Source organism: Vibrio sp. 10N.261.52.C11, from assembly GCF_041471405.1.
In the GTDB taxonomy this organism is placed as follows: Bacteria; Pseudomonadota; Gammaproteobacteria; order Enterobacterales; family Vibrionaceae; genus Vibrio; species Vibrio crassostreae_C.
The window spans coordinates 10,698-24,167 of the sequence record NZ_JBFROI010000024.1 but is presented as its reverse complement, the minus strand read 5'-3'; the positions used below and the strand labels follow the sequence as shown (position 1 = coordinate 24,167).

The following is a 13,470-nucleotide window of genomic DNA, read 5'->3' as shown; positions in this document are numbered from 1 at the left end:
TTGACGTCTTATTAGTGATGGCCTTCAGAAAAATCTGATGAGTGCTTCTGTAGATACTTAAGAACCAGTGCTTCTGTATCTGTATCGAAGTTAACGAATGCAATCATACCATCTAGCATGCCTACCCAACCGTTAGCGCTGAAGTGAGCTTCATCTGGCTGTGAGTGACACGTTGAACAGTTAGATTGGTACGCTTGACCCGCTGCGTTCCAGATTGGATCGAAGTTATCAACCATAGACTCTTTCTTCATCCAAAGTGCTAGGTTAACTTCTTCCCAAGGAAGGCCAGTAAGCTCATCTTCTTTCTTCTCACCAACAGTGATAACGTCACTTTGAGATACTTCTTTCGTCAAGATTGCAGTTGAGATGTTCATACCGAAGTCTTCTTGGATTACACGTCCGAAGCCTTTCGCTTTACGCCAACCGTCGATTTGAATCTTGATCATGTCGCCTTTTTCGTCGATAACCGCAACTTTACTTGCAGGGCTTAATAGACCCGCTTCAACTTCAGCTGTTTCATCTGTGTACATTGGTAGGTGACGAATAGAGATCACGTCTGAACCATTTGCGTAAGATGTGCTGCTTGCTACGTTTTCTAGCTCGCCAACAATACCGCTCGCTGATGCCATATCTAATGGAAGGTTGTGAGCAATACCTTTGTGACAGTCAACACAGCTTTGATCACGCTCTGCCGCGTTCTTCATCTGGATACGCGCTGTTGGGCGCATGTTTTCGAAATCCATTGAATCGTAGTTGTGGCAGTTTTTACACTCTAGAGATTTGTTCGAAGAGAAGCGATCCCATTCGTGTTTAGCCAGTTCGATACGACGAGCTTCGAATTTCTCAGGCGTATCTAGGTCACCAAATACTTGAGCGAATACTTCTTTAGAAGCTTGCATCTTACGAGCGATTTTTGCTGTCCATTCATGTGGAACGTGACAGTCAGGACAAGTAGCACGTACACCAGAAGTGTTTTTCCAGTGAACCGTTTCTTGTAGTTCTACGTATACGTTGTCACGCATGGTGTGACAGCTTACACAGAATTCTTCTGTATTTGTGTGCTCTAGAGCTGTGTTAAAACCGCCCCAGAAAATAACACCGGCGATAAAGCCACCCATAGTTAGTACACCAAGACTGATGTGTACTGCTGGGCGAGTCATTGTGCGCCATAATTTAACTAAAAATGATTTCATGTTTAGCTCTCTTAAATATTGATTTTAAAAAATGTTGTTACTTAGAGGGCATTACATGCCGCCGTGAGCACCTGGAGGTCCGAATACAAACACTTGCAGTGCCCAAACTAGGAAGCCGTAACCGCCTACAAAAGCCACACTTAATATTGGGAAGAGAACCACCGCGATGAAGAGGAAAGACTTCCACTCCAGCGAATGTTTTTCGCTAGTTTCAATTTTATTAACATCACTCATACATTTTGCCTATTTTGTATTTAGTAATTTCGAGTAACCCATTCTATGGGGCTAAAGTTCTTAAGTATCTAACGACAAATTTTAGACCATACTCAAAGTAGGGTTCAATCAAATCTCCCGTTATAACCCTTGCTAATCAATACTTTTTTGAGCTCATCCAAAGTTGTTTTTAGTTAAACAAAGTTATTAAAAAGTATTAACAAATGTGAAGAATTAAGTATATTTCACAAATGTTAAATTCCAACACCTGCGCAACCGTATTGTAACCAACTTTAACGTTTTACCTACTAAGTAGTAGCCAAAAATGCCTCAAAAAACCAATATTTTGTGGTTTGATTGTTAAATTATTGATCGTTTTTCGAATCGATGACTTTGCAGTTGAAATGCATCATTTGGCACTTTCATATATGATAGAAGCCTTATTAAAAGGAAGCATTATGCAAGACGTTATTGATATATCTTGGTGGCAATTATTGTTTTTCAGTTCACTTCTCTTGCTGCCAATTGTAATCAACTACAAGCTAAAACTTGGCCTTGGCAAAGAGGCTTCTATCAGCATCATTCGCATGACTGTTCAGCTATTTCTGGTTGGCCTCTACCTAGAATACCTGTTCACTTTGAATAGCTTGTGGGTCAATTTACTGTGGTTATTTACGATGATTATCGTTGGGGCAAGCTCGATTGTTGAAAAGTCCAAGTTACCCCGAAACCTCTTGTTAGTCCCAGTCGCTGTGAGCCTAGCGGTAACCTGTGTACCCATTGTCTTGTTTATCTGCTTATTCATCATTAAACCAACACCGGTTTTTAACGCACAGTACTTAATCCCTATTGCAGGGATGCTGTTAGGTAATAGCTTAAGCAGTAACATCGTGGCATTGCAGAACTTGTTCGGTGCTTTTGAAACGCAGAAATCAGAGTACGAAGCGGCTATCGCTTTAGGTGCCTCTCCTTCCTATGCTGCAGCGCCTTTTGTGCGTAATGCTATACAGAAAGCGATGTCTCCTATTATGGCCTCAATGGCAACCACAGGCTTGGTAACGCTACCAGGAATGATGACAGGACAAATCTTAGGGGGTGCTTCACCAATGATCGCGATTAAGTATCAACTGATGATCATGTTGGCTATTTTCGTGATGATGAGCTGCTCCTTAGCGCTTGCACTTCACCTATCGTTAAAGACTTCTCTGACCAAAGAAGGGCGAGTTCTCGCTCAAATACAGCCTTCAAAATAACCTCCCGACTCATCTTAGATCTGGTTACTCACTGAATTTGATACAGGTTATCCACAGAAATTGTGGATAACCAAATCAATATAGATCCTTTTTTGTCCATTTCGGCTCGCGCAAAGATCATTGCCATTGATCCTTCGGTGATTTCAAAGACATATACACACGTGCAGAACTGCGTTGTTAAGCGTTCAAATGATAATTTAAGAATTCAACGAGTAAGTTTTCCACAAATAAAAAACGGCCTGCAATGCAGGCCGTCTTGTAAATGTCATAAGTCAGTTCAATGTTTCCACTCTGAGCTTTAACTAATCTTGTCACTGAGCTAGTCACACAAGCTTTGTTGATCCGCCATCTTTATTAATCGCGTAAATAAATCAACCAATACCACATGCCAACAAAGATACCGCCGCCGATGATGTTACCGATAGTAACGGGCAGCAAGTTGTTCATCAGAAAGTCCATCATGTTTAGGTCAACATAGTCTGCTGGATTAGCCCCTGTCATTGTCCAGAATTCAGTTGGAGCAAATGTTTTGATACCGATAGCTAAAGGAACTTGGAACATATTCGCAATACAGTGCTCAAAGCCCGATGATACAAACATCGCGACAGGTAAAATCAGTACTGCAATTTTGTCAGTCAGTGTTCGTCCACTAAACGTCATCCATACCGCGATACAAACCAATACGTTACACATGATGCCAAGCGCGATAGCTTGGATAAAACCATGGTGCATTTTGTGCTGAGAGATGGCCATGGCATTCAAACCCACTTGCCCATGGTCGAACATGTACTGTTTAGTCAGAAGCATGCATGCCACTAGCAATAAAGCACCAATAAGGTTACCGATATAAACGGTCGCCCAGTTCTTTACTAGGGTTCCCCAGCTAATCTTGCCACTTGCACGAGCAACAAGAGTGAGCACCGAACTGGTAAATAGTTCACCGCCAGTAACCACAACGAGGATTAGGCCCAAGCTAAATGCAAGGCCACCTAGGACGCGAGTAATACCCCAAGGTAAATCACCAGCGCCAGTGGTTACAATTGTGTAGAACACAAACGCAATACCGATATGTATGCCAGCTGAAATCGCTAGGAGAAAAGATTTGGTTGGATCTTTGGTTGCTTTACCTACGCCAATATCTGCAGCGCGCTCAGCCATTTGTGGCGGTAATAATGAGTCAAATTGGTTTAGATTCATGATGATTTACATTTTGAAACATGTTGTCGGGAGCGCGATAATCCTCTCTTTCATTTCTGAATTCAAGAGCTATTTGGGACTCAAAATACCTCCCACAACCTTGTGGAAAGGAAATAGCCCAAGTTATTCAAAATTCATACGACTTTAGTAGTAAAAAGAAAACTATGCTGAATGATTAGTTATCAGCATAGAAAATAATACATCTATAAATATCAATAAGTTACGAAAGAAAGCAAAGGAATAACGTACACTATAATGACTCACAGATCGCTGTTGCCTCTAGATTTTGATATAGATCAACAGAACGTAAAAAAGCGCCCTTAGGCGCTTTTAACTGAATCACAAATACAGAAATTAGTGATGCTAAACCGAAGGTTCAATCACTTCTTCTGATGATTGTTCTAAAGCAGAGCCCTCTAGATTCGACTCTGGACTCAAAGGGATTACATCAGAATCACTTTCATTGGCAACTTTACCACCTAGGTTTCTCAAGCTGTCCACTAGCTCTTCTAAACTCTTAATATGCGCATCACTCTTGGTAATCTGCTCATCTAGAAGATTGCTATGCTTAGTCGCCTCAGACAATTGTTGCGCCTGCTTCTGATTATCACTCTCTAGCTTAGCGAGTTGTTCAGTCAAAGTTTCAATTTCTGACTTTAATGACGCTGTCATATCTAAGCTTTTTAACGCTTTCACACTCGCTATAATCTTCTGAGATTGCTGACGCAACCCAACATCTCGGTAATCTTCATCATTAACCACTTGTGAAATGCTCAGCAACTGATTCTCTGCATTCAAAACCGATTGTTCGAACTTGTCGCCTTTTACACTCGCGAGCACTTTTACTTCATGAGCGACACTGCGCACGTGGTTCAACTCAAACTCCGCAGCGTGCACCGCATCTTCAATGATCGACTTTTCACGGGGACTGGCTTTTACTTGGCTTTCTGCCAAAGCAATTTGAGATGCTGCTTTAGCAAACGTCAGTGGAGCAACGTCATCAAAATCTTCATCTTCCAAGAACTCTAACTCGTCCTTCAATGGTTCGATGTATTTCTTATGTGCCACTTTAACTTCTAATAAGCGAGCATTATTAAGAAACTCCACCTGTGCTTCTTGAGCGTCTTCAAGCTCATCGACTAGCACATACTCAAACAACTCGCTGTATTCTGAATACAAGCGTTTGTAGCTAGAGGTAAACATGGTATCTGCGCCAAGGAACTTGAGGTAATCCATTTGTACAATCGAATCCGCTAGTACTCGGTCAGCCTTCTTCTTTAGCACTAATATCGAGTCATAATTTGATTTGATCAACGCAATTTTTTCATCAAAAGCTTCAGCGTAAGTCAGGCTCGAAAAAATTGAATAACTCTTGGTGAGCCGAGTTTCGTCTTTCAGTAAATCCGCATAAATGCTTTCAGCGTCATCCCAAGCGTCTAAGAGTTCATTGTAATTCTCTGGAGCATAGAGAGACAACTGAGCGTGGTCTTCAAGCTTAGCCTCCCATTCGGAGTAGACGCTTTGGACAGACTGAAATGAACGGACCTCGATTGTAGATTCGTTATTGTTGTTTGTGGTTTGGTTCGCGTCTGTCTGCTCTGAAGGTGTACTCTGACACCCTGCGATAGCAAATAGCATACTGATCATTAATGCTACTTTGTTCGCTCTCACTTATGCATATCCTTTTTATACAATATTCGCTCAATGCAAATTATTTCTAGTCACAATATATTACAACCACTTAGCAATAAACATCACTGATGATTTAAGTGGGTGCAAATCACCCAATATAACTAAAATAAACCCATCACTCGATGATTAATCAATCAATTTGGTATCACTTATCAATTCTCTTTATTTGCTATTGCCTGAGCCGTGAATGCGCACTAAGGTGAAGGTAGAGAACGTTATGAATATATAGGTTAATTATGAAGTACAACGCTGAAAACATTGCTGATTTAAACCTCCTTCTTCAATTTGATGTAAGTAGTGCCGCTACTGGAATTAAAGTTCATCAAGAGGCAGCTCAAGAAACTCAAGACGCTGTTAAGCGCCTATTCGAAAAGAACCTTTGTACTCAGCCAGACGGCGGTTACCTAACAGATGAAGGTATACAGATGGCAGAGCGCGCAGACAAACTACTTCGCGTACTAAACTAAAGCTCCATTGTTCTAGTAAAAACTCCACTCGCTTCGGCCGTGGAGTTTTTTCATTTTTGGCCAAAGGTTTGTTAGGCTTAATGTAAATTCGTCATCTGCAGTTGTGAGGAACACATGGCTTCTATATTTATTGTTGGTGCAGGCTGGGTCGGTGCACCTTTATCTAAGCATCTAGAAAAACACGGTAACCAAGTGGTGGTCACAAAAACGACCCGAGCGGGTGCAGACACCATTGGTAACAAACGTATCCCATGTGAAGTTTTCAGCTTTGACTCATCGGAGCCTGAGCATACTATCGGGCAACTCTATTCACTGTTACTCGAAAATAATGCAGAGATCGTCATTGGTAGCTTCCCTCCCGGCTTTAGAAAAGGTGCGGGACAAGAGTATGCTGAATACTGGCAACAGCTAACCAAAGCTTGTCAGAAAGCCAATGTCAAAAAGCTGATCATGGTTAGCTCGACTACGGTCTACCCGACCAAGCCAGGGATCTTATACGAGCAAGATGCCTCATTAGCGATTTCTACGTTAAGTGATGAACAGGCCAACTCATTTTCAGACAATGCACGAGTCATGCTACAAGCAGAACAGTGCATCATTGATTCCGGTATCGACTACACCATCCTTCGCTTCAGTGGGTTAATCGGCCCTAGCCGCCACCCCTCTAGGTTTGCAAGCAAATTGAAACAGGTCAGCACTCAAGCTCCTGCCAACATGCTTCATCTTGACGACGCGATTGGCGCGGTCAACTTCGCTATCAACCAACTGCATAACGAAGTGGTTAATGTTACGACCCCGAACACGGTGAGTAAGGCGGAATTTTATGCCGCTGCACTGAAAAGCGCCAACAGCAGTGAGCCGCTGCCCCTCGTGGTCGATACACCAGACAAGCTGATCTCTTCGAAAAAGATTCTCGACTTGGGTTACTCGTTTAAATTTGAATCCACGCTGGACGCTCTTTATGACTAATCAATCCATAGCTAACCAAGACATAGCTAAGCAATCTGTAACAAATAACTCAAGGATTAAGCTACATCGTTCGATCGACACCCTTTGGAACTTCATGTCTATGGGTCACAAGATTACGCCTTCAGATTGCATCTTTGTGCTGTGCAGTAATGATACCCGTGTCGCTGAATACGCAGCCGAGCTCTATCACCAAGGTGTGGCGCCTTATATCGTATTTTCTGGCGGTGTGGGACGCTTTACAGAAGGGAGCTTTGAGCGTTCAGAAGCCGAAACATTCGCGGCTATTGCACGAGATGCTGGCGTGCCAGACTCTGACATTATCATAGAGAAACACGCAACCAATACTGGGGAGAATGTAAGATTCACCCACAAATTGCTTCTTGAGCGTGGGCTGTCACCGAAAAGACTGACCTTAGTACAGAAGCCCTTTATGGAGAAACGCACCTACGCCACGTTTAGTAAACAATGGCCTGAAGAGAGTGTAGAAATTACCGTGACTTCGCAATGGCAAAATTGGGATGATTACTTTAATGAAGAGTTACCGTTAGACATGGTGTTGGGCGCATTAATTGCTGATTACGAGCGAATCAAATCCTACCCAGAGAAAGGCTTTCAAATTGAGATGCCAATCCCCGATGACGTTGATCATGCCTATCAAGCATTGAAGCAGCTCGGCTTCGAATAAATCAAAAGCTTCATTTCGAATAAAACAAAGGCGTGACTTGGAATAAAGTAAAAACACAGGCTCAATAAACAAAAACGGTGACACTTGGTCACCGTTTTTCGTTTTAGCAAGCTGAACTATGAGATCGGTTTATTTACCTAACGCTTCTTTATAGTGCAGACGGCAAGCAGAAACATACTGATCATTACCGCCAATAGCCACTTGGTCACCTTCAGCAATCGCCACACCGTGTTCGTCGGTACGGATTACCATATTAGCTTTACGGCCACAGTGACAAATGGTTTTAAGCTCAACCAGTTTATCTGCCCAAGATAATAAGTAACGGCTACCTTCAAACAGTTCACCTAAAAAATCAGTACGTAAACCGTAGCAAAGTACAGGGATATGCAGTTTATCGACCACTTCTGTTAACTGGTACACCTGCTCTTTCGACAAGAACTGACACTCATCAATCAAAACACAATGACGCTTTTCTTCTTCATTGAGTTTTTGGATTGCGTCAAACATATTGGTGTCATTTTTAAAAAGTTGAGCTTCAGATTGCAAACCAATTCGAGAGCTAACTTTACCGATACCATAACGATCATCCAATGCTGCCGTAAAGATCACTGGCGTCATGCCACGCTCTTGGTAATTAAATGAAGACTGAAGAAGCGTTGTTGATTTACCCGCATTCATTGCCGAGTAATAAAAATACATCTGAGCCACAGAAATATTCCTGTTAATTAAAAGTTGAAGATAAAAAGGTGAAATTAAAGAATTTTTGCTAGAAAAAAGGGCTGAAAATCAGCCCTTTTTATAATATCTACTTACGACGCCAAGTCGTACCTTCTGGACCATCTTCCAGAACAATACCCAACTCGTTTAGCTTGTCACGTGCAAGGTCGGCATTCGCCCAATCTTTCGAAGCACGAGAGTCGTTACGTAGCTTAATCAACGCTTCGATTTCAGCCACTTCGTCATCGTTGCCTGCCGCATCACCTTGCAAGAAAGCCTCTGGATCTTGATGAAGAATACCGATGATGTCTGCTAGTTCACGCATCAATGCACCTAGTGCGCTTGCTTTTTCGACACTTTCAGTTTTGATGCGGTTGATTTCACGAGCCATTTCAAACAGTACTGAATAAGCTTCTGGAGTGTTGAAATCATCGTTCATCGCTGTAGAGAAACGAGTCACGTACTCTTCACCACCAGCCGGAGCTGCTGTAACGTCTAGGCCACGAAGTGATGTGTAGAGACGCTCAAGTGATGCACGAGCTTGGGTTAGGTTATCTTCGCTGTAGTTCAGTTGGCTGCGGTAGTGACCAGACATTAGGAAGTAACGCACTGTTTCTGCATCGTAATGCTGAAGTACGTCACGGATAGTGAAGAAGTTACCCAGTGACTTAGACATTTTTTCTCTGTCTACCATCACCATGCCACTGTGCATCCAAGTATTCACATACTGGGTGCCGTGTGCGCAGCAAGATTGTGCGATTTCGTTCTCGTGGTGCGGGAACTGTAGATCTGAACCGCCACCGTGGATATCGAAGTGATTGCCAAGAATAGAAGAGTTCATTGCTGAACACTCGATGTGCCAACCCGGACGACCTGGACCCCATGGTGATTCCCACGTAGGTTCACCTGGCTTAGACATCTTCCAAAGCACGAAATCTAATGGGCTACGTTTTGCAGAATCGACATCAACACGAGCACCCGCTTGAAGTTGATCAAGGTCTTGCTTTGAAAGCTTACCGTATTCGTCAAATTTCTTAACTTCGAACATCACGTCGCCGTTGCTTGCAACATAAGCAAAACCACGCTCAATTAACTTTTCAACAAGCTCAACGATTTCAGTGATGAATTCAGTCGCACGAGGCTCAACATCAGGGCGCTTCATGTTCAATGCATCGAAGTCCGCGTGCATTTCCCCGATCAGGCGCTCAGTCAGAGAATCACACGACTCACCGTTTTCATTAGCGCGCTTGATGATTTTATCATCGATATCAGTGATGTTACGAACGAAGTTCAAATCGTAACCAAGGTAACGAAGGTAACGAGTTACTACATCGAAAGAAACAAACGTGCGGCCATGACCAATGTGACAGAGATCGTATATGGTTACCCCACAGACATACATGCCGACTTTGCCAGCTGTAATTGGTTTGAATTCCTCTTTCTGTCTTGTGAGTGTGTTATAAATTTTCAGCATGATCTCTATCTATATTTGTGTATTAATCAAAATAAGAGGTCAAGTATATCAATTCATGCGTTATTAGGTAATCCCCCAAAGCAGTAATTACCTCAAACAACCAAGTTAAGTTAATGATTTGGTGATTTGAAAGTCTGCCAACATGCGCTAGAATTCGAACTTCATATTAAAAAGACAGTAAGGTAACAATCATGATCATCCTTCACACAAATTTTGGTGATATCAAAGTTCAACTTAACGAAGAAAAAGCACCAGAAACAAGCGCAAACTTTCTACAGTATTGCCGTGACGGTTTCTACGACAACACACTATTCCACCGTGTTATCGATGGTTTCATGATTCAAGGCGGCGGCATGACTTCTGGCCTTAAAGAAAAGGCAACTCGTGCAACGATCAAGAACGAAGCAAACAACGGTCTAGCGAACAAAGTTGGTACGCTAGCAATGGCTCGTACTATGGAACCGCATTCAGCGAGCTCTCAGTTCTTCATCAACGTTAACGACAACTCTTTCCTAAACTTCCGTAGCGAAAGCCTAGACGGTTGGGGCTACTGTGTATTCGCAGAAGTTGTTGAAGGCATGGACATCGTAAACAAGATTAAAGGTGTTAGCACTGGTTCTATGGGTATGCACCAAGATGTACCTCTAGAAGAAGTGATCATCACTGGTACTACAATCGAAGCTTAATTCATCGCTTTCGGTTAGTATTGATGAGCCGATAAAATCAGGATATAGGGAGCGAATCGCTCCCTTTTTTTAGACCTATGAAAACATATTTTATATCAGATCTGCACCTTTCTCCGTCACGAGAAGACATCACAGACTGCTTCTTAACCTTTATGAAGAAAGAAGCCGTAGAAGCGGATGCACTTTACGTATTAGGTGACCTTTTCGAATTCTGGATTGGTGACGATGATAAGAGTGAATTCGCGACTTCTATCCGCCAAGCGTTTATCGACTTAGTGAAAACAGGCGTGCCTTGTTACTTTACTCAAGGGAACCGCGACTTCTTAGTCGGCAAAAAATTTGCTAAGCAAACGGGCGTACAACTTCTCGACGAAGTTTCTACGATCGATATCTACGGGCAAAAAGCGGTAGTATTGCATGGAGACACTCTATGTACTGAAGATGTAAAGTACCTCGCCTTTCGCGAAAAAGTGCATCAGCCATGGTTACAATGGGTCTTCAACCGAATTCCATTTTTCATCAAGAAGAAAATTGTTTCAAAGGTTCAATCAGATATCAAAGATGACAAGCAGACCAAGTCTCTCGACATCATGGATGTGACACAGCAAGAAGTCGAAGATGTGATGGAACGAAACAATGTCGATCTGATGATCCACGGCCATACTCACCGCCCAGACATCCATACATTTAATGCTAACAATTGCACTAAAACCCGTATCGTACTTGGCGATTGGTATACGCAAGGCTCAGTGCTGGTGTTCACGCCGCAAAGTTTTGAACTACAGAATCGAGCGTTTAGCAATAGCTTTTAACATCACGCTTAAACTTTCACTTTGATTATTATTGTCGGTCAGACTTTCTTAGAAAGTGTATGGTAATTTCTAGTGAATTAGCTATTATCTCTCTACCAGAAATAAACCGAACACAGTACTAAGTTGAAATATTCATACGTAGCGCGTCAACCAATACTCGACACAGGCAAGAAAACCATAGGTTACGAGTTGCTATTCAGGGATGGTCCCAAGAACACTTTCCCTGAAGTAGAGCCGGAGCTCGCTACTAGCCGTTTGCTTTCCGATCACTTCTTATCGACCCACTATAATACGTTGGGTGATAAGCTTGGGTTCGTGAACTTCCCATATGCAAGCCTAATCAACTTAGTCCCTACTCTGTTCCCCAAAGAAAGCCTCGTTGTTGAGGTTCTTGAAGACTGCGAACCAACAGACGAATTACTTGAAGCAATCAAAACCATCTTTGACGCGGGTTATACCATTGCGCTAGACGACTTTGTGCCAAGTAAAGCTTGGAAGCGCTTCTTACCCTACGTTTCAATTATCAAGTTCGATATCCGTTTGACGCCAATTGCCAAAGCAGCGATGTTTATGAACTCTCTCAAAGGGCTAGATATCAAGTTCCTTGCTGAGAAAGTAGAAACGTACGAAGAATACCAAGAAGCGAAAAAAGCAGGCTTCACCTACTTTCAAGGTTATTTCTTTAGCAAGCCAGAGATGATCCAAACGCGTGCGCTCAACCCGGCATTCCTGACGACCGTTCAGCTGTTAAAAGAGATTGCGCACGACCCTATCGACTTTGGTGAAGTAGAGCGTTTGATTACGCTCGATGTGACCATGTCGTATAAGCTACTTACCTACGTAAACTCCGCTGGCGGTTCACCAACAACGATTCGTTCATTCCGCCAAGCGCTTATTTACCTTGGTGAACAGAAACTGCGTAAGTTCGTTTCACTGGTGGCTATCGCATCCGCGAAAGAAGATAAGCCGGACTCACTTTATGGCTTAGCGGTAATACGCGCACGTCAGTGTGAACTCTTGGTTGAGAAGATGAATGTTAAGGTTGAGCCTGGACAAGCCTTTTTGACCGGTATGTTCTCTCTGTTGGACTCACTCTTTGACCAACCATTGAAACAAGTACTCGATTCAGTGCCGATCGACATCGAGATCAAACAAGCCTTGATTCAACGTAAAGGCGTGTTAGGTGCTGTATTGGCGATGGTGGTTGCGTATGAGCAAGCTCGTTGGGAAGAAGCGACTCGTATTCGCCAGCTTCTCAAACTGAGTGAAGCTCAACTTGGTCAAGCTTATGACGAAGCGACGACTTGGGCTCAAGAGCTATTGTCTCCAGCCTTGAAATAGTAAACTTCGCGCTAACACTTTGATAATTTCAATAACTTCAACAGAAACTAAACTTTGGTGAGCGATCGTTTCTTGGTAAACTCCCACGCATTCACTTATGGCCTCTTAATAGAGGCCATTTTTACAGGATCTGACTATGTCTTTATGCCCATGCGGTAGCAAAAATACTTACCAACAGTGCTGTGAATCAGCGCACCTTCACCACAGTGCTGTTGAAACGCCTGAACAGTTGATGCGCTCTCGTTATTCAGCGCACGTGTTGGGTTTAGTTGACTATGTTGTTGCGACTTACCACCCTAGCTGCAACGCAGAAGCGCAAAGAGAAGGTATTGCCGAATCTATCAACAGTGATTGGGCAGGACTAGAAGTCATCGATACTGCGGTAGGCTCGCACCAAGACGAAGGCTTTGTTGAGTTTAAAGCTTACTTCAATGAAGAAGGCGCACAATACTGCATGCAAGAACGCTCTCGCTTTATACGTGAAGACGGTCTTTGGTACTACATTGATGGTACCTTCCCAGAGCAGGAACAAACTACACAACCAGAAATTGACCCACGCTTAAATCAAACCGTTGAGAGCTTTAAAATCGGCCGTAATGATCCGTGTATTTGTGGCAGTGGTAAGAAATACAAGAAGTGCTGCGGATAACTCGTTCGACTAAGAAGTCAGATTAAGAGAAGAGATTCCTGATGTCGCTTAGGCTCCTCGGAATGACGCAAAGTCAGAGGTTAGAAAAGTGACGTAGGGCTTAGAAATCTTGAAATCTTGAA

14 protein-coding genes are annotated in these 13,470 nt (G+C 42.9%); 8 read left to right on the top strand and 6 right to left on the bottom strand.

The window, feature by feature from the left end; translation table 11 throughout:
• Window positions 1–11: 11 nt before the first annotated feature.
• Window positions 12–1,193, bottom strand: a complete 1,182-nt coding sequence (gene torC / locus AB4323_RS09485; protein ID WP_017060299.1) for a pentaheme c-type cytochrome TorC — start codon at window positions 1,191–1,193, stop codon at window positions 12–14.
• 51 nt (window positions 1,194–1,244) lie between these two features.
• Complete coding sequence (torE, locus tag AB4323_RS09480; RefSeq protein ID WP_017060298.1) at window positions 1,245–1,427, bottom strand: trimethylamine N-oxide reductase system protein TorE; 183 nt, start codon at window positions 1,425–1,427, stop codon at window positions 1,245–1,247.
• Window positions 1,428–1,864: 437 nt separating this feature from the next.
• Between torE and AB4323_RS09475 the strand changes: the two genes are divergently transcribed.
• On the top strand, window positions 1,865–2,659 hold the full coding sequence (locus AB4323_RS09475) for an ABC transporter permease (protein WP_102332942.1): 795 nt from the start codon (window positions 1,865–1,867) through the stop codon (window positions 2,657–2,659).
• A gap of 354 nt (window positions 2,660–3,013) precedes the next feature.
• Here AB4323_RS09475 and focA read toward each other — a convergent pair whose 3' ends face one another.
• Window positions 3,014–3,856 carry a formate transporter FocA gene (focA, locus tag AB4323_RS09470; protein ID WP_065583873.1) on the bottom strand — a complete coding sequence of 281 codons (843 nt, stop codon included), beginning with the start codon at window positions 3,854–3,856 and terminating at the stop codon, window positions 3,014–3,016.
• A 363-nt stretch (window positions 3,857–4,219) separates the two neighbouring features.
• The gene (locus tag AB4323_RS09465; protein WP_017078991.1) at window positions 4,220–5,527 is read right to left on the bottom strand and encodes a hypothetical protein; all 1,308 of its coding nucleotides are present in this window, start codon (window positions 5,525–5,527) and stop codon (window positions 4,220–4,222) included.
• A 257-nt stretch (window positions 5,528–5,784) separates the two neighbouring features.
• Here AB4323_RS09465 and AB4323_RS09460 point away from each other — a divergent pair, with 257 nt between their 5' ends.
• The 3 genes from AB4323_RS09460 to AB4323_RS09450 all read left to right on the top strand — a co-directional run bounded on the left by AB4323_RS09460 (window position 5,785) and on the right by AB4323_RS09450 (window position 7,669).
• Window positions 5,785–6,015: a TIGR02647 family protein gene (locus AB4323_RS09460; RefSeq protein WP_004734587.1), complete on the top strand. Its 231-nt coding sequence runs from the start codon at window positions 5,785–5,787 to the stop codon at window positions 6,013–6,015.
• A 114-nt stretch (window positions 6,016–6,129) separates the two neighbouring features.
• The gene (locus tag AB4323_RS09455; protein ID WP_102557353.1) at window positions 6,130–6,984 is read left to right on the top strand and encodes an NAD(P)H-binding protein; all 855 of its coding nucleotides are present in this window, start codon (window positions 6,130–6,132) and stop codon (window positions 6,982–6,984) included.
• Window positions 6,977–7,669: a YdcF family protein gene (locus AB4323_RS09450; protein WP_108192811.1), complete on the top strand. Its 693-nt coding sequence runs from the start codon at window positions 6,977–6,979 to the stop codon at window positions 7,667–7,669. The genes AB4323_RS09455 and AB4323_RS09450 overlap by 8 nt, the downstream gene beginning before the upstream one ends.
• Window positions 7,670–7,798: 129 nt before the next feature.
• Here AB4323_RS09450 and AB4323_RS09445 read toward each other — a convergent pair whose 3' ends face one another.
• Together AB4323_RS09445 and cysS are read right to left on the bottom strand one after the other, a co-directional pair.
• The gene (locus AB4323_RS09445; RefSeq protein ID WP_004734584.1) at window positions 7,799–8,377 is read right to left on the bottom strand and encodes a thymidine kinase; all 579 of its coding nucleotides are present in this window, start codon (window positions 8,375–8,377) and stop codon (window positions 7,799–7,801) included.
• A gap of 97 nt (window positions 8,378–8,474) precedes the next feature.
• The gene (gene cysS / locus AB4323_RS09440) at window positions 8,475–9,860 is read right to left on the bottom strand and encodes a cysteine--tRNA ligase (RefSeq protein WP_017078988.1); all 1,386 of its coding nucleotides are present in this window, start codon (window positions 9,858–9,860) and stop codon (window positions 8,475–8,477) included.
• A gap of 191 nt (window positions 9,861–10,051) precedes the next feature.
• Here cysS and AB4323_RS09435 point away from each other — a divergent pair, with 191 nt between their 5' ends.
• The 4 genes from AB4323_RS09435 (at window position 10,052) to AB4323_RS09420 (ending at window position 13,348) form a co-directional block, all read left to right on the top strand.
• Entirely contained in the window at window positions 10,052–10,546 is a 495-nt protein-coding gene (locus AB4323_RS09435) for a peptidylprolyl isomerase (protein ID WP_017060275.1), read from the top strand.
• 77 nt (window positions 10,547–10,623) lie between these two features.
• A complete protein-coding gene (gene lpxH, locus AB4323_RS09430) occupies window positions 10,624–11,358 on the top strand; it encodes a UDP-2,3-diacylglucosamine diphosphatase (RefSeq protein WP_017060274.1) in 735 nt (244 codons plus the stop codon).
• Between the two features lie 123 nt (window positions 11,359–11,481).
• A complete protein-coding gene (locus tag AB4323_RS09425) occupies window positions 11,482–12,699 on the top strand; it encodes an EAL and HDOD domain-containing protein (protein WP_029235542.1) in 1,218 nt (405 codons plus the stop codon).
• A gap of 136 nt (window positions 12,700–12,835) precedes the next feature.
• The gene (locus tag AB4323_RS09420) at window positions 12,836–13,348 is read left to right on the top strand and encodes a YchJ family protein (RefSeq protein ID WP_017060272.1); all 513 of its coding nucleotides are present in this window, start codon (window positions 12,836–12,838) and stop codon (window positions 13,346–13,348) included.
• Window positions 13,349–13,470 lie beyond the last annotated feature (122 nt).